This is a genomic window from Wolbachia endosymbiont of Aedes albopictus (genome assembly GCF_024804185.1).
GTDB classification, from domain to species: domain Bacteria; phylum Pseudomonadota; class Alphaproteobacteria; order Rickettsiales; family Anaplasmataceae; genus Wolbachia; species Wolbachia pipientis_B.
Map to the genome: position 1 here is coordinate 1040508 of NZ_CP101657.1, position 14400 is coordinate 1054907.

General features: G+C 35.3%; 24 protein-coding genes. 11 read left to right on the forward strand and 13 right to left on the reverse strand.

From position 1 onward, the window contains the following. The first annotated feature begins 76 nt into the window (after positions 1-76). The 3 genes from def to NHG98_RS05420 all read left to right on the forward strand — a co-directional run bounded on the left by def (position 77) and on the right by NHG98_RS05420 (position 1923). Positions 77-616, forward strand: a complete 540-nt coding sequence (gene def, locus NHG98_RS05410) for a peptide deformylase (protein WP_096617855.1) — start codon at positions 77-79, stop codon at positions 614-616. Then, positions 606-1427, forward strand: coding sequence for a uracil-DNA glycosylase (locus NHG98_RS05415; protein ID WP_096617853.1), 822 nt, complete (start codon positions 606-608; stop codon positions 1425-1427). Before def ends, NHG98_RS05415 begins: the two co-directional genes overlap by 11 nt. Positions 1428-1794: 367 nt before the next feature. Further along, positions 1795-1923, forward strand: coding sequence for a hypothetical protein (locus NHG98_RS05420; protein WP_259245362.1), 129 nt, complete (start codon positions 1795-1797; stop codon positions 1921-1923). On the opposite strand, the gene NHG98_RS05425 is transcribed toward NHG98_RS05420, so the two are convergent. Then, entirely contained in the window at positions 1913-2047 is a 135-nt protein-coding gene (locus NHG98_RS05425) for a hypothetical protein (RefSeq protein ID WP_259245363.1), read from the reverse strand. The genes NHG98_RS05420 and NHG98_RS05425 overlap by 11 nt on opposite strands. Before the next feature lie 135 nt (positions 2048-2182). Between NHG98_RS05425 and NHG98_RS05430 the strand changes: the two genes are divergently transcribed. Beyond that, positions 2183-2386 carry a hypothetical protein gene (locus tag NHG98_RS05430; protein ID WP_259245364.1) on the forward strand — a complete coding sequence of 68 codons (204 nt, stop codon included), beginning with the start codon at positions 2183-2185 and terminating at the stop codon, positions 2384-2386. Then, entirely contained in the window at positions 2346-2597 is a 252-nt protein-coding gene (locus NHG98_RS05435; protein WP_259245365.1) for a hypothetical protein, read from the forward strand. The genes NHG98_RS05430 and NHG98_RS05435 overlap by 41 nt, the downstream gene beginning before the upstream one ends. A gap of 69 nt (positions 2598-2666) precedes the next feature. Here NHG98_RS05435 and NHG98_RS05440 read toward each other — a convergent pair whose 3' ends face one another. From NHG98_RS05440 to gp17, 3 genes are all read right to left on the reverse strand, one after another. Then, entirely contained in the window at positions 2667-3452 is a 786-nt protein-coding gene (locus NHG98_RS05440; RefSeq protein ID WP_096617907.1) for a hypothetical protein, read from the reverse strand. Positions 3453-3517: 65 nt separating this feature from the next. Further along, a complete protein-coding gene (locus tag NHG98_RS05445; RefSeq protein WP_096617909.1) occupies positions 3518-3907 on the reverse strand; it encodes a phage tail tube protein in 390 nt (129 codons plus the stop codon). Continuing rightward, the gene (gene gp17 / locus NHG98_RS05450) at positions 3882-4292 is read right to left on the reverse strand and encodes a tail completion protein gp17 (RefSeq protein WP_096617911.1); all 411 of its coding nucleotides are present in this window, start codon (positions 4290-4292) and stop codon (positions 3882-3884) included. Before gp17 ends, NHG98_RS05445 begins: the two co-directional genes overlap by 26 nt. A 302-nt stretch (positions 4293-4594) precedes the next feature. Between gp17 and NHG98_RS05455 the strand changes: the two genes are divergently transcribed. Further along, entirely contained in the window at positions 4595-4726 is a 132-nt protein-coding gene (locus NHG98_RS05455; protein WP_259245366.1) for a hypothetical protein, read from the forward strand. Between the two features lie 7 nt (positions 4727-4733). Here the strand turns inward: NHG98_RS05455 and NHG98_RS05460 are convergent, their stop codons facing one another. The 4 genes from NHG98_RS05460 to NHG98_RS05475 form a co-directional block, all read right to left on the reverse strand. Beyond that, entirely contained in the window at positions 4734-5282 is a 549-nt protein-coding gene (locus NHG98_RS05460; RefSeq protein ID WP_096617913.1) for a head-tail connector protein, read from the reverse strand. A 142-nt stretch (positions 5283-5424) separates the two neighbouring features. After that, positions 5425-5736 (reverse strand): ECH_0659 family protein, encoded by a 312-nt coding sequence (locus NHG98_RS05465; RefSeq protein ID WP_096617915.1) that lies wholly within the window; start codon positions 5734-5736, stop codon positions 5425-5427. 224 nt (positions 5737-5960) lie between these two features. After that, complete coding sequence (locus NHG98_RS05470; protein ID WP_259245367.1) at positions 5961-6125, reverse strand: hypothetical protein; 165 nt, start codon at positions 6123-6125, stop codon at positions 5961-5963. Then, positions 6106-7506: an ankyrin repeat domain-containing protein gene (locus NHG98_RS05475; protein WP_259245368.1), complete on the reverse strand. Its 1401-nt coding sequence runs from the start codon at positions 7504-7506 to the stop codon at positions 6106-6108. The genes NHG98_RS05470 and NHG98_RS05475 overlap by 20 nt, the downstream gene beginning before the upstream one ends. Before the next feature lie 104 nt (positions 7507-7610). Between NHG98_RS05475 and NHG98_RS05480 the strand changes: the two genes are divergently transcribed. Further along, a complete protein-coding gene (locus tag NHG98_RS05480) occupies positions 7611-7751 on the forward strand; it encodes a hypothetical protein (RefSeq protein WP_259245369.1) in 141 nt (46 codons plus the stop codon). 1 nt (position 7752) lies between these two features. Here NHG98_RS05480 and NHG98_RS05485 read toward each other — a convergent pair whose 3' ends face one another. From NHG98_RS05485 to NHG98_RS05500, 4 genes are all read right to left on the reverse strand, one after another. Next, a complete protein-coding gene (locus tag NHG98_RS05485) occupies positions 7753-7896 on the reverse strand; it encodes a hypothetical protein (protein ID WP_259245370.1) in 144 nt (47 codons plus the stop codon). Between the two features lie 345 nt (positions 7897-8241). Further along, positions 8242-8820, reverse strand: coding sequence for an RlmE family RNA methyltransferase (locus tag NHG98_RS05490; protein WP_096617240.1), 579 nt, complete (start codon positions 8818-8820; stop codon positions 8242-8244). 76 nt (positions 8821-8896) lie between these two features. Then, the gene (locus tag NHG98_RS05495) at positions 8897-9472 is read right to left on the reverse strand and encodes a PopZ family protein (RefSeq protein WP_096617242.1); all 576 of its coding nucleotides are present in this window, start codon (positions 9470-9472) and stop codon (positions 8897-8899) included. 19 nt (positions 9473-9491) lie between these two features. Beyond that, positions 9492-10727: a TolC family protein gene (locus NHG98_RS05500; protein WP_096617244.1), complete on the reverse strand. Its 1236-nt coding sequence runs from the start codon at positions 10725-10727 to the stop codon at positions 9492-9494. Positions 10728-10859: 132 nt separating this feature from the next. On the opposite strand from NHG98_RS05500, the gene rplM reads away from it, so the two are divergent. The 3 genes from rplM (at position 10860) to NHG98_RS05515 (ending at position 12242) form a co-directional block, all read left to right on the forward strand. Beyond that, positions 10860-11318 carry a 50S ribosomal protein L13 gene (rplM, locus tag NHG98_RS05505; protein WP_096617246.1) on the forward strand — a complete coding sequence of 153 codons (459 nt, stop codon included), beginning with the start codon at positions 10860-10862 and terminating at the stop codon, positions 11316-11318. 10 nt (positions 11319-11328) lie between these two features. Beyond that, positions 11329-11784, forward strand: coding sequence for a 30S ribosomal protein S9 (gene rpsI / locus NHG98_RS05510; protein ID WP_006279875.1), 456 nt, complete (start codon positions 11329-11331; stop codon positions 11782-11784). Positions 11785-11930: 146 nt separating this feature from the next. Further along, positions 11931-12242: an HU family DNA-binding protein gene (locus tag NHG98_RS05515; protein WP_096617248.1), complete on the forward strand. Its 312-nt coding sequence runs from the start codon at positions 11931-11933 to the stop codon at positions 12240-12242. On the opposite strand, the gene NHG98_RS05520 is transcribed toward NHG98_RS05515, so the two are convergent. Next, complete coding sequence (locus tag NHG98_RS05520) at positions 12235-12942, reverse strand: pyridoxine 5'-phosphate synthase (protein WP_096617250.1); 708 nt, start codon at positions 12940-12942, stop codon at positions 12235-12237. The two genes, NHG98_RS05515 and NHG98_RS05520, sit on opposite strands and share 8 nt — an antisense overlap. Before the next feature lie 262 nt (positions 12943-13204). Between NHG98_RS05520 and odhB the strand changes: the two genes are divergently transcribed. Beyond that, complete coding sequence (gene odhB, locus NHG98_RS05525) at positions 13205-14377, forward strand: 2-oxoglutarate dehydrogenase complex dihydrolipoyllysine-residue succinyltransferase (protein ID WP_096617252.1); 1173 nt, start codon at positions 13205-13207, stop codon at positions 14375-14377. The last annotated feature ends 23 nt before the right edge of the window (positions 14378-14400 follow it).

Sequence of the window (14400 nt, forward strand, 5' to 3'; positions counted from 1 at the left end):
GCAACATTTTAATATACACTAAATTCTGGACAAAAAGAAAAGCAAAACATAGAATTACAATTTTTATGTCCATTTTATGTCCATATTACCAATTGTAATTGCCCCTGATGAAAGGCTAATCACACGTGCCAGTGAAGTAACAGATATAAACGATAAAATTAAAGAATTAGTAAACGACATGTTCGAAACTGTGTACGATGCAGAAGGTCTTGGCCTTGCTGCAGTGCAAGTTGGGGTGCTGAGGAGAGTTTTTGTTATGGACATTCAGCTCTCTCGAGCTGAAGACGAGCCAGTAGGGTATGAATCGACTGGCAAGTTTTACATGATTAACCCTGAAATTACGGAATTATCCGATGAACAAGTAATTCTCAAAGAAGGGTGCCTTTCAATTCCAGAGCAAAGCTATGAAATTAAGCGTCCAAAATATTTGACTGTGAAATATAAGGATTTAGATAATGAGGAACAGACGCTAAAAGCTTGCGGCTGGCTCGCAAGGTGTATTCAGCATGAGCTAGATCACTTAAATGGCATATTATATATTAGACATTTATCTAAATTAAAGTATGATATAGCCATGAAAAAAGCACAAAAGGTTAAAAAGCATTATGAACAATGAAGACCTAGAATTATTAAAATTTTACCATGAAGTGGGCGTTGATTGCACACTAACAGAGGGTGAAGAGGAAAAAAAGTTGGAGAGCAAAGAGGGTGTGCAACCCTATGTTATCCAAACTGGTACCCAGAAGAAAGATGCAGATATGCGCTGGGGTGACACTAAAGATGGAAAAGACATGTTTCCAAGTGATTGGATAATTGAAGCAAGGAAACTTGCAAGTAAATGTAGTAGTGTGGATGAACTAAGAAGTGCAGTTGAATCATTTGAAGGTTGTGAGATAAAAAAAACTGCAACTAATACTGTCTTTTCTGATGGTAATCCAAATGCAAAAGTTATGCTTGTTGGTGAAGCTCCAGGAGCAAATGAAGACCTTCAAGGCATACCATTTTGTGGTGCAAGTGGAATGTTGCTCGATAAAATGTTAAATGCAATCAATCTTGATCGCACTAAGGTATACATAAGCAATACTGTATTTTGGCGCCCACCTGGCAATAGAAAGCCAACCGACCTAGAGCTTGATATGTGCAGACCATTTGTTGAGAAGCATGTTGCACTGGTTTCACCGCAAATTCTAATTTTGGTCGGGGGAATTGCGTGTTATAGCCTTCTTGACAGCACAAAAACTATATCGAATTTGCGTGGTAGATTTCATACGTACACTAACCAATATTTATCTCACTCAATCACTATAGCTGCTATATTTCACCCAGCTTACCTACTGCGTCAGCCAATGCAAAAACGTTTAGCTTGGGAGGATTTGAAGAAGATTAAGGAGTATCTTAATAATACCAATAACTGTACGAACACTTAACACCACTGGTGTCGAGAAGTAGCCCGCAGAAACGAAAAAACTTACTTGACAAACTCCGCCAGCCCCCTTATTATAATAATAAGGGTATTTATGACTCAAAACTTGTTTTTGACCTGCAGGCTCAATGACAAAATTTAGTAAAAAACTCAGAGTATTTATTGGCGGATTACATAAAATTATAGCGGCTGCATGTCTTTTTTATTTTTTCTACATTCAGCCAAATCGCGCTTATTTTAAGCGTTAGCACATTATTACAGCGCCACTTACAGTAATATAGAGTCAAAACTCGCACCACGGGGCTTCTTTTGCCTTTTTTTCCGTTTGGTAAATTTCTTAATATTTGTAGCAACATGAACTGGGCAGGAAGGTGTCATTCCAGTGCTCCTTTTTTTGTCATCCCAGTGCCCAGACACTGGGATCTAGCCTTTATTATTTGGTTGAAATTAAGTCTTCTGGATCCCAGTGTCAGTTACTTTCAGACATCATCATAAAATAAAATGAGATCCCAGTGTCACGCACTGGGATGACAAAGAAATAGGCACTGGGATGACAAGAAGAGGGTACTTGGATAAGAGGCATTGCCCTTCTGGTAGCACAATGTTCGTACAGTTGTGCAACAAATGGTGTCATTCCAGTCTGGAATCCAGGAGTATAAAGATGACGAATAAAATTTATACTAAAAAATATAAAAAAGTGCTTGCACTTAATTTTATTTTTAGTATATTAATTATACAATATTTTTATTGGAGGTTAATATGCATAGTAGTAATGACAATGGTGGTGGTAATAAGCGAACTTCACCAAGCTCAATTATTGAGCAGATTGGTTCTGATAAGTATAAACCCCTCAAGCTGTCACGTGAACGCAGTAGGTCTAACACACAACTGGATAGTAGTAGTGCTATTAGTGCCGGTAATAGTGAAGATAAAGGAAAAAGCAAGTGGTGTTGTTGTTGCTGAACAATTTTTAATAGAGGTAGTTATGGATATAAAAGAGCTGGTTAAAGTGTTTAATTTAAATAATTATGCTTGTAATACTAATTTTACTGTAGAAGGTAAAAAGATTGTTGGTTTATTTGCTAGTGGTACTGATACAAAAGAATATCTGCGAAGAATGGAAAAGGGGATAATAGAGCGGCAATATCTTGGCGGAAGTGAAGGTAGCACGTAAATATTATAACTATACCCTAATTATGAATTAACAGACAGTAGAATCGAAAGATTATTACAAGGGGAAATCTTACACAGATCGACCCTTTTGTGAATCTGCGTTTCTGCTTTCTTCAACTTGTTTTGCAAAAGATGTTTCCTGTTTGCTGATATGCTGAAGTGGCTTAGCAATTTCGCGCACAACGGCAGTAACTGCTGTTAAAAATGTTTTTAATAATGCACCTAAAGCTCCACCAACTGCTTCCCTGCCATATATATGAGCTTGCTTTTCGTTATCGTCAGCAGTTTCCCCTGCTCTCCTTCTTGGATCCATCCTATGAGCAATCACCGAAAACAACACTCCCCTGATTGAAGACTTCACTCGTTTTTTTGCTTCATCGTCATGTGCTGTTTCATCTCCATGACTTAAGTGTTTAGCGTTCATTAGCTCCTTTTGTTGCTGGGCAAACATGCTGCTTAATACTTCTTCTATTGCTTGCTTCCTTCTTTTCTCCCTAACTCTTTTCATAGATTCTGATTTATCGCGAGTATGCTTTGTGGTTTCAAATTCTGCATCAATATCTTCAGATGCAGCCTGACTATATAAAGTCTCTATGAGCCTGTCTATGCTTCGCTTTATTTGCATAGTCCTTTCGTAACTATCCGAATTATCAATTCCTTCGTCGATCTGATTTAGAATATCCTCAAAAACTTTTAAATAGTCTTGAATATACTGTATTATGTATTGCTTATCTTCCTCTTTGTATTGTTCTTCTTGATTTTGCTGATTTTCATTTTCTAAACTTCTCTCTCTTTTATCATCGTTATTTTCTTCAATATTATTACCGTCTTCCTCGAAAAGGTCTTCGTCGTTCATGATTTTTTTTAATTTAGTTAAAATTCTCACCAGTTCATATTATATATGAAAAAATTAAATTAACATTAATGAAAAGCGTTTACAACTTCAGCACTCGCTAAAATTACAGTAAAACTGTCAAAAGCAGCGGGGTCATAATACCTCTCATACAGTTCAACTGAACACCGTAATCTGATCTTTTCCTTAGTGTTAAAATTAATTTCATAATCATGATTAGAGTTTGATATAGCAGAATTACGTAATAATTCATCAGCTAATACCGAGTCTAAAATTCCATTAATTTTTATTGTAATGTGTCTGCTTCCAGCACAATCGAGCACTTTTCTCCAGCCAAAAGAAGAAATATCTTTCATCTCTTCTCTGTTATTACGCAAAGTAAACCTTAGGTTTCGTATATTATTTAACACAATAAAATTATTGTCATGATCTTTAATTTTTAGCTGTAATTTGCTCATTATCGCCTCCTTTCATTAAAATATCAAAATTAATTGTTGAATGTAAAATTTCATCATGCTGACTCATAGTACAATTACTTTCCAAAATAGTTTCATTATCAGAATATTTAATACTCTTAAGTATCAAGTTAATATGCCTTATAATGGCAAACATACTGCCTATATGATGGGTATATATGTCGCATGAAAATCTTGCCTTTGTAGCAAAATTTGACAGCATATGCAGGTTATTATAATTCACTACGCGCAATCTCAGGTAAGGAATGGTGACCTGTTTAGGTAAGTAGTCATAAATGTTAGTAACATATTTCCTTAAATCAGAGTTTGCTTTTAGTGCTGCATAAATACTATTGTACAACTCGTTTATAGCTTGAATTTTTTTCATGATTAATCCTCGTAAAGATATATAGCTAAAACATAAGCAGTGATACAAACTCGTCATCCCGCTACTTGTTAGCGGGATCTATGCTAAGAGATACCGCGAATGAATCCATAACTGTACGAACATTATGATTTGAGAGCAATTTCCACTAGGAAGGTGTCATTCCAGTGCCTCTATGATGTCATCCCAGTGCTTGACACTGGGATCCAGCCTTTTCATCCAAGACGGCAGTGCCCAGACACTGGAATCCAGCCTTCCCGCAATCTCACCAAAGACATTTATTTTAGCATAAGACAGCTACTTTTATGCTCACCCAGCTCAGTGTGCTTACTTACAAATCGAAATTTCTGGATTCCAGTGTCACGCACTGGAATGACACCCTCCTTGGTGGACTCAAATCAAAATGTTGGTACAGTTGTGGCCAGCAATTACTGTAATACCTACCTACAAAACAACCTTTGGTTCGCGAAATGGAGAATACATCTTCTTCACTTCAGACAAATGGCTACTTACCCCCGATTCACGATCTTTGTAAATAGCAGAAACATGCCGCATAATACCTAGTTTTATCTGCTCAGGAACATTGTCATAGCCAGCCTCGTATACAACATCAACTCTTATTGCATTCAAATAATTGAAAAACTCAACGTAGCCCCCTACATCACTAAAATAATACTTAAGTGTTCTCTTCTCTTGACCTTTAGACATCATTGCAGTAGCCAATACTATCTTACTCACAGGGCCATAGCTTAAATAGATCCTACGAGGTACATAATCTTCATATGAAACTTGCCATGTTTGTTTCACCAGTGACTTTTCCATATGCCACTCAGCATAATCAGTTGCCATAAAAATTAGATCTGAAATCAACTTATCATCCTGGTCGTTCTCAATACGTAAAAAAGATTTAACCTCTTCTAAAGTAACTGGAAAAGATTCAGGCTTAGATTTACGTTGCACATGTATTCTTGGTGAAGTAGATCTTGTTGACATGATAACCCTCCTTTTTGATATAGTTAGAATAAGTAAGGTTTACCTCGTTTATCGTGGGGTAAATCTTACTTACTTTAGCTATGCAGCTTGCATTCAAATTAAGTTGAATTGGCGCAGCAACAACTCTGAGTGCTTGAATTCTTTATCGTATGAATATATTAAGAAGAGAACGTATTAAAGCTGCTTCTCCTTTTTTATTGATAAAATTTGAACTTATAGCATATTCAACTAGGCTGGATTTTAGTAGATTAACATTTTGAGAATGAATATTATTGAAGATGGAGTTTAACTCTTTAGCAAGCAGACTGCGAAATTTTTGCACACTGTCATATGCGATGTTTTCAAGTTCATGTGCAAATTTATCTTGAGCTATAGTTGTTATATCTTCAATTTCCTTATTAAACTCTTCTAGCTTTTTTTCTTTATTTTTAAAATTTTTCGTAAAAGTTTTCATATCAATTAAACTCAACTACTATTATGATTATAATGATAATGAAAAACTACCGAAGTAAAAAATTCACACTACTGTGTAACTCATAACTGTACGAACATTGCAATTTGGGCCTACCAGGAGGGCAATGTCTTTTATCGAAGTATCCTCTTCTTGTCATCCCAGTGCTTGACACTGGGATCCAGGAATTTTATTAAGTTGGTAAGCATAAAAGTAGCCGTTTTATGTTAAAACACAACGTTCTTGATGAGATTACGGCAAGGCTGGATTCCAGTGTCAAGCACTGGAACGACATCATCCTTTTTTGGGGATTTCAGTGCAGCTACTTGCATCTGCCACCTACAAACTGCAATGTTCGTACAGATGTAGGTGCTAAGTTTTACAAACACCATGTTGTGCTAAACCTTGAATATCCACTTCTTTCAATTCAGTGTCAGGAGCAATGGGTTTTGATATTGTGTATGTAATGCCACCGGCTATCAGTGCAGATACCACAGAAGCTGTAACTATTAATAGAGCAGACAATCCGGAAGCAATGCTAAGAGCAGCACCTACTGTTAACATAGCTGCAAGGCTCGCGTAGGCAACTTTTGGGGAAAATTGTCTTTTTCCTACTTTTTCTAGCGACACTTCATTTGTTTTAGTTTTTGTTTTGTCTAGTTCACCCTTAAGTGGTGTGTTTTCATTCTCCAGACTTTTTATTTTTTGTTTTAGTGATTGATTCTCTTCATTGAGTTTCTCCAGTGTGTCCAGCCTAGCCCCATGTCCAGTGAAATAACTTCTCAATTCTGTTAGTTCTTTTTGCGCTTTTTCTAATGGTACTTCATTTGTTTTAGTTTTTGTTTTTTCTAATTCACTATTAAGCGTTGTGTTTTTACTTTTTAGATCTTGTATTTGTTGTTTTAGTGATAGATTCTCTTCTAAGCAATTAGAATGCTGACTTTCTGTTTTGTCTAATTTATCCTTAAGCGCTGCGTTTTTATTTTCTAGATCTTGCATTTTTTGTTTTAGTGATTCATTCTCCTTTTGGTTCTGTTCCTTCTTTGCATCAATGTCTTCTTCACCTTCTAATTCAGTAAATATTCCACTGTCGTTACTACTACTACTTTCATCAGTAGAATTTAAAGAGGTCCGTTTATTACCATTTTCTAGTGCAGCAGTTGCAATACTTCTTTTTTTCACAGTTTGTGCCGGAATTCCATGATTGCCCTGCAATAAACGGTAGCTACCTCCTCCTTCAATCCTTATGTTAAGATCTCTTGCTTTTTCCTTAGGCTTTGTACGATAACTTTCTTCTGCTGCCTCTAACATTTTTATTATAGTATCCCTGCTTGGCACATTACCAACCATCTCTCTTGGAGTCCTATTTTTGCTTTTCAATGAAGGATTAACTCGATTATCACTTAGTAACAGCTCTATTATGTTTTCATTGCCATAAAAAGCAGCAATGTGCAAAGCAGTTAGTCCATCATCTTTAGATCCATCTTTCACTCGAGCGTTAACACTTGCTTTCCTTTCTAGTAGAAGTTCTACTGTCAATAAATTGTTACATGCCGCAGCAAGATGTAATAATGTCCAATCTTCTCTTTTACTTGAAGTTTCTACACTGAATTGATGATCCTTATCAAAAAAATAACAAAATTTGTTATACTCTGCTTCATTTTTTTTGTGTAACTCATTTTTTATTCTTTCAAGCAAATTATCCTTATTTAAATCTTTACTCTTGCTTACCTCATTTATTATTTCAAAAAACTTTTCCTTTTCTATTGCCATAACATTTCCTCTCAATTTATTTATTATTGCTGAATAGTATCACAAAAAAGTTAAGTTTGTCGAAATTCCATGTTTGATCTAAAAATTAGTCATAAACATTTTCTATGCAAGTAGCTGACACTGGTTTACTTTATGATGATGTCATGAAAGTAGCTTTCCATCCAAAAGGGTGTCATCCCAGTGCCTATTTCTTTGTCATCCCAGTGCGTGACACTGGGATCTCATTTCGTAACTTCATAGTATAAATTATTTCAAATTGTATCTATTTGCAAATATAGTAATTTTGCATAAAAAATTAGATCCCAGTGTCACGCACTGGGATGACAAGAAGAGGGCTACTCGGATGACAAAAAAAGGAGCACTGGAATAACACCTTCCTGCCCAGTTCATGTTGCTATAAACATTAAGAAATTTACCAAACGAAAAAAAAGGCGAAAGAGACCCCGCGGTGCGAGTTTTGACTCTATATTACTGTAAGTGGCGCTGTAATAATGTGCTAACGCTTAAAATAAGCGCGATTTGGCTGAATGTAGAAAAAATAAAAAAGACATGCAGCCGCTATAATTTTACGTAATCCGCCAATAAATACTCTGAGTTTTTTACTGAATTTTGTCATTGAACCCGCGCGGATCAAAAACAAGTTTTGAGTCACAAATACCCTTATTATCATAATAAGGGGGCTGGCGGAGTTTGTCAAGCAAGTTTTTTCGTTTCTGCGGGCTACCTGGGTTAATATTATATAAAAGGTCTGCTGCCAATAAAGCCTAAACTTACCAAATACATTTCTGTAGATTCAGATCTGCTTGACTTCGGTTTAAAATATTTTACTGTTTTAAACATTTCTTTTAGCTCGTTACAAAAATCTTTATCAGATTCTCCTTGGAAAATTTTTACTACAAACGTCCCACCATGGCTCAAGAAATGCTTTGCAAAATTGAGTGCTGCTTCACATAAAAGCATAATTCTGATATGATCCAACGATTTTAAACCACAAGATTCGGGCGCCATGTCAGATAAAATTACATCAAATTTTTGATCCTTGAATTTTTCTCTTAAAATTTCAAGCCCATTGATAATATCACATTGTATAAACTCTACTCCATTAATTGCGTTCATTGGTTTCATGTCAAGAGCAACTACATTTGCACCTTTCTGAGACACGACTTGTGACCATCCACCAGGAGAAGCACCAAGATCAATAATTTTTTGCCCTTCTTGGAATAATTTAAATTTATTATCCATTTCTACCAGCTTATATGCTGAGCGTGACCTATAACCATCCTTGCTAGTTTTTCGCACATACTGATCATTCAAATGAAGATGTAGCCACCTTGTTGAAGATAGTTTTCTGCCTCTAGCCGTCTTTACTCTAGTTTTTATTGCTAATACCCTACTTATTATTGATTATATCTTTGAGCTCTTTTTCAACTACTTCTTTTACCAGTGCATGTAGATATTTATTCAGCCATTCTGAGAGCTGAGGTTTTAAAAGAGATGTAACTAATTCTTCAACAGTAAGATTCGCTCTTTTTTGTTGTTTATGCTGCAATTTGTTTTGCATTTTTCCAAGCAGCGCTTTGATCTCTTCCATATTCTCTTTTAAAATTAGATGATCATTATTTTGCGCTTGTAAGCCACTATTACTTGCTTTGTTATTACTCATTTGGATGTTATCGTACAAATAAATATCTTTTTTTTCTTCTGAATTGCAGCTATGGCCATTAAATTGGTTATTGTTGTAAGCCATTTCCTCACTTTGGTCATCATTATCAATGTCCTCTTCTTTACCATTTTCTTTTTTGCCATCTTCTTCCATATCTTCTAGATACTCTTCTTCAAGGCATAGCACATCATCATTTTCATCCTTTATTTCTGCTTTATCGTTACTTGCGTTTTTACCCGATATAGCTTTTTTTATATCTTCTAGAATATCTTTTACAGATTGATTGCCTTGTTCATCATGCATAGTGCTAATACCATTAAATTTAGAGGTTTATACTATTTATCATAAAAAGCAAGTTGTAAACACTAATCACATAATTGCTTTGTGCTTCAACTAAGTCTAAACGTGCTTTAAATAATGCATCTTCAGTGTCCAAAAGGTCAGATGTACTCTTTAAATTTAAGTTTACCTCTTGCTCAACTCCTTCCAATGCTAGAGCTGCTGCTCTTTCCGCTTCTTGACTTGCTTTAATAATGGCTTTTGCTGTTAGCACATTATTCCAAGCATTTACAACTGCTTGTTCTATATTTTTTACCATTTCATAATAATTGTAGGTAGATTTTTTTGCATCCATTTTAGCTCTACTGACACCAAAAGCATTCACTCCTTTTTTAAAGATTGGAACATCAAGAGTAAAAACTATATGAACATTTTCTAATAGCTTGTCTAATTTTACACCATCCTTCCCAAAATTTTTGCTTGCGCTTAGATTTAAAGAAGGAAGCCACTTGGAGCTTTCAGCGATCACTTCCATTCCGGCTGCTCTTTTTTGATAAACTGCTGCTTTTAAAGATAAATTATTGGTTTTTGCTAATTGTAAACATTCATTTAGCTCTGGAACAGAAGGTAGTTTATCATTAGCCTCAGAAAGTTCATCAGCATCTTCGCCAATTAAATGATAATAAGCAATATTTGCCAACTTTAATTTACCCTCAGCATCAACTCTTTCGGATATAGAAGACGAGAATTTTGCTTTTGCTAACAAAACTTCAGCATTGGTTACCTCTCCAAGGGAAAAGCGTTTTTTCATAGCTGACAAATGTTCCAAAGAAACGCGTTCTTTATGTTCTCTGAGCTTTAATATTTCTGTCTTTTGTAAAACACCAACATATGCTTTCACAGCATTAAGTGCAACCTCTTGTTTTAATTGCTGAAATCGCATTTTTTCTGCTTTGAGAAGATGACTTGATCGACTGAATGTGGCAAAGGTGCCACCGCCATCTATTATCCTTTGGCTTAATATTAGACGTTTTCCAGGTAAATTAGGTTGATTATAAAGATTAAAATTACTATCAAAATTGTACTGCAAACTAATGTCAGGTAAAAATCCAGCTAACCCAGAAGACTTAAGCTGTTTTTCTGCGCTTTTATATTGGTAAAATTGAGACTTTATTTTTGAGCTATTTTTGATGGCTTTGCTTATCACTTCTCCCACATCAGTTGCATAGCAACTTATAGTACCAAAAATGATCGCAAGTGTAATAATCAATCGAAACATTCTACTTCCTGTGCATATTGGTTACGCAGTTCAATTACTAACATAAATTACTTTAATAATCAACAACTAATATTGTTGACACTATTGAGAAATTAAGTATATAGTAGCTTACTATTGTTTAGTTAAATTACAATGAAAACTTTTTTCTTAAAAGAGAAACAAATCGACAAAAAATGGTTTGTCATAGATGCAGAAGGATTAGTGGTAGGAAGGCTTGCAGCATTTGTAGCGACACTATTGCGTGGAAAGCATAAGCCTGAGTATACACCTCATATGGATTGTGGCGATAATGTAATTATTATTAACGCAGAAAAGGTGCATTTTACCGGGAAGAAGCTTAAAGATAAAGTTTACTATAAGCATACAGGTTATTCTGGTGGTTTGAAGAAAACTACTCCAAATAATATTTTAAATGGCAAATTTCCTGAGCGTATAATAAAAATGGCAGTGAAAAGGATGCTTGATGATGGCCCTATGGCGCGTAGACGCTTTGAAAATTTGTATGTTTATTCTGGTTCAGAGCATAAGCATCAAGGGCAGCAACCTGAAAAGATAGATTTTGCCTCTTTGAATCGTAAAAATAAAAAGTAATGGAGTAAAAATGAAGAGTTCTACAATAAATAATAATGATTGGTCAGAAAAGACAATTAAATCAGCAGTTGATTCGCTTGGTCGTTTATATGCTACAGGCCGAAGAAAAGAATCTGTAGCAAGGGTATGGATAAAGCCGGGAAGTGGAAAATTTAGTGTTAACAAAAAAGGCGATCTAATTTCTTACTTTAAAAGAGAGTCAGTATGCCAAATAGTGAAAATGCCGTTTGTAGCAACTTCTACGTTAGACAAATATGATGTATTTGCAACTGTAAAAGGTGGAGGGCTATCTGGTCAAGCAGGTGCTCTAGCTCATGGAATAAGCAGAGCTTTGAGTAGTGTAAGCCAAGATTTGCATTCTATATTACGTAATGGTGAGTTCTTAACTAGAGATTCGCGTGTTGTTGAACGTAAGAAATATGGTCAACATAAAGCTCGGAAAAAGTGTCAATTTTCTAAGAGATAGTTATTTCATAGTGGTATTTTTTTGTAAGTATTATAAAAATATTTGCAAAAGTGTATGATACCCTATATTTTTGTGATGAATTTAGTTGACTATCGGTGTCAACATAATATGCTATTTGTGTGATTTTTTCAATATTAAGGTAATTTATGAGTAAAGAAGATATAATAAAACAATTAAAGGAAGATTGTTCTGGTCAGAATATAGATATAACAAAATCTGATTTGAGCAAGATTCATGATGCATTTATTAAAATAATAAAGGATGAGCTGCATGGGAAAGGTGAAATACGTTTGCATGGAATAGGAACATTTTCTACTGCTATAAGTCAGGAGAAACAATGTCGTAACCCCCAAAATGGTGAGATCATGACTGTTCCTGAAAAGACAAGGGTAAAGTTTAAAACAAGCCAAACTCTTTTAAGTATTTTAAATGAGAAGAAAAAAGCAGCAGTTAGGTAGACATTATCATTTTCATTGTTTTTACTACGCTGTGTAAGCCATAAAATATAGCTTCGCTAATTAAATAGTGGCCTATGTTAAGAGCTGAGATGTGAGGTATTCTTGTCATCTTCTTAGCGTGTTTATAAGTTATGCCATGTCCTGCGTGGCATTCTATTCCTAATTTATTGATGTACTCTGCAGCATTAGTAATTAACTGTAACTTTTTCTCTGATGGATTATCACAGTAATCCCCTGTGTGAATTTCTATTATGTCAGGTTTTATCTCTAGCTTCTCAAGATATTTTAGTTGATTAATATTTGGATCGATAAACAGTGAGATTTTTATGCTAGAGCTATGCATTTCCTCTATTATATTAGAAAGTTTACTGTGCATATTCACGATATCCAGGCCACCTTCGGTTGTTAATTCTTCTCTTTTTTCTGGTACTATACTAATCGAATAGGGTTTTACCCTCTTTGCTATTTCAAGCATTTCTTCCGTGGCTGCAATTTCAAGATTTAGCTCAGTGCTAATGCTCTTTTTTAGGTTAAATACGTCTTCATCTCTAATATGCCTTCTATCTTCTCGTAAGTGTACAGTAATAAAGTCTGCTCCAGCATCAATAGCTATTTCTGCTGCTTTCAATGGATCTGGGTAGGAAGTTCCGCGTGCGTTGCGGAGGGTTGCAACGTGATCAATATTAACACCTAGTTTCACAATCTACCTCAAAAATTATTTATGGATTATACATGTTATCAGGTCTTTTGTATAGTCATTGTTTGATTAGCAATACCATAGCCGAGAGACGGGGTTGGCAAAATGTGTCAAGATGGCCTAGCATCACGCACTGGAATGACATTTGGAAGTATGTTATCCGTTTGTCACTTCTAAATGATAAGAGCCTCAATAAATTTATTAGTTTATTACATGTCTCTTTTCATGTATAAATCTATAGAAAGTTTTATACGGAAGTTGTTTTATGAGCAAAATTATAGAAATCAGAGCGCCAAAAACTCTTGGTGGTGAGTCAGTTACGGAAGGTATAGTAAAAATAAAGAAAAATATTGGAGAAGCAGTAAAAGTAGATGACTTGATCTTTGAAATTGAGACTGACAAAACAGCACTCGAATTAACTGCAGAAGCTTCAGGGCAAATAACTGAATTTCTTGTAAAGGAAGATGATGTGATAAGTCCTGATCAATTGTTAGCGAAGCTTTCTGTGGGGGAAGTAAAAGAGGAAGCGAGAAAAGAAGATAAAAGCGAAAGTTCTGCTAAAAAAGATGCTCCGTCAGCTCGCAAAATTATGGAGGAAAATGCAATCAATGCAGAAAGTGTTAAAGGAACTGGTATGGGGGATAGAATAACAAAAGCAGATGTGATAGGCCATATAAACAAAGCAGAACAGCCTGCAATAAAACAATATGAATTGCCAAAAAGTATAGTAAGTGGAGAGCAAAGAGAGGAACGAGTAAAAATGAGCAAAATAAGGCAAGTAATTGCCGCTCGTTTGAAAGCGTCGCAAAATACTGCCGCAATACTGACCACGTTCAATGAAATTGACATGAAAAATGTCATGGATCTAAGAGCAAAATATAAGGACATTTTTGAAAAAAAATATGGAATAAAACTTGGTTTTATGTCGTTTTTTATAAAGGCAGCGGTGCAAGCACTGAAAGAGATCCCTGAAATTAACGCTGAGATCTCAGGCGATGAAATCGTGTATAAACATTACTATGACATAGGTGTTGCTGTTGGCACCGATAAAGGTCTTGTTGTACCAGTTATTCGGAATGCTGATCAGATGTCATTCGCAGAAATTGAGTTGACTTTAGTTGCTCTTGGCAAAAAAGCTCGAGAAGGTAAATTACAAGTATCAGAAATGGAAGGTGCAACATTTACTATTTCAAACGGTGGAGTATACGGTTCACTTCTTTCCACTCCGATAATAAACCCTCCGCAATCTGGAATACTTGGAATGCATTCAATACAAAACAGGCCAGTTGCTGTTGGCAACTCAATTGAAATTAGACCTATGATGTACATTGCCCTCTCCTACGACCACAGAATAGTTGACGGCAAAGGAGCAGTAACTTTCCTTGTTAAGGTAAAAAATTACATAGAAGATCCAAATAGATTAGTTTTGGAAGTGTAGCTCAAATGAGTTGTTGTTAGTCT

Coding starts and splice junctions, on each gene's coding strand:
- NHG98_RS05460 (WP_096617913.1), bottom strand. CDS start 5,282: ATGTCAACAAGATCTACTTCACCAAGAATACATGTGCAACGTAAATCT.
- NHG98_RS05455 (WP_259245366.1), top strand. CDS start 4,595: ATGCTCACCCAGCTCAGTGTGCTTACTTACAAATCGAAATTTCTGGAT.
- NHG98_RS05440 (WP_096617907.1), bottom strand. CDS start 3,452: ATGAACGACGAAGACCTTTTCGAGGAAGACGGTAATAATATTGAAGAA.
- NHG98_RS05500 (WP_096617244.1), bottom strand. CDS start 10,727: ATGTTTCGATTGATTATTACACTTGCGATCATTTTTGGTACTATAAGT.
- NHG98_RS05470 (WP_259245367.1), bottom strand. CDS start 6,125: ATGGTGTTTGTAAAACTTAGCACCTACATCTGTACGAACATTGCAGTT.
- NHG98_RS05430 (WP_259245364.1), top strand. CDS start 2,183: ATGCATAGTAGTAATGACAATGGTGGTGGTAATAAGCGAACTTCACCA.
- rpsI (WP_006279875.1), top strand. CDS start 11,329: ATGAAGAGTTCTACAATAAATAATAATGATTGGTCAGAAAAGACAATT.
- NHG98_RS05475 (WP_259245368.1), bottom strand. CDS start 7,506: ATGGCAATAGAAAAGGAAAAGTTTTTTGAAATAATAAATGAGGTAAGC.
- NHG98_RS05445 (WP_096617909.1), bottom strand. CDS start 3,907: ATGAGCAAATTACAGCTAAAAATTAAAGATCATGACAATAATTTTATT.
- NHG98_RS05495 (WP_096617242.1), bottom strand. CDS start 9,472: ATGCATGATGAACAAGGCAATCAATCTGTAAAAGATATTCTAGAAGAT.
- odhB (WP_096617252.1), top strand. CDS start 13,205: ATGAGCAAAATTATAGAAATCAGAGCGCCAAAAACTCTTGGTGGTGAG.
- rplM (WP_096617246.1), top strand. CDS start 10,860: ATGAAAACTTTTTTCTTAAAAGAGAAACAAATCGACAAAAAATGGTTT.
- gp17 (WP_096617911.1), bottom strand. CDS start 4,292: ATGAAAAAAATTCAAGCTATAAACGAGTTGTACAATAGTATTTATGCA.
- NHG98_RS05415 (WP_096617853.1), top strand. CDS start 606: ATGAACAATGAAGACCTAGAATTATTAAAATTTTACCATGAAGTGGGC.
- NHG98_RS05515 (WP_096617248.1), top strand. CDS start 11,931: ATGAGTAAAGAAGATATAATAAAACAATTAAAGGAAGATTGTTCTGGT.
- NHG98_RS05485 (WP_259245370.1), bottom strand. CDS start 7,896: ATGAACTGGGCAGGAAGGTGTTATTCCAGTGCTCCTTTTTTTGTCATC.
- NHG98_RS05465 (WP_096617915.1), bottom strand. CDS start 5,736: ATGAAAACTTTTACGAAAAATTTTAAAAATAAAGAAAAAAAGCTAGAA.
- def (WP_096617855.1), top strand. CDS start 77: ATGTCCATATTACCAATTGTAATTGCCCCTGATGAAAGGCTAATCACA.
- NHG98_RS05480 (WP_259245369.1), top strand. CDS start 7,611: ATGCAAGTAGCTGACACTGGTTTACTTTATGATGATGTCATGAAAGTA.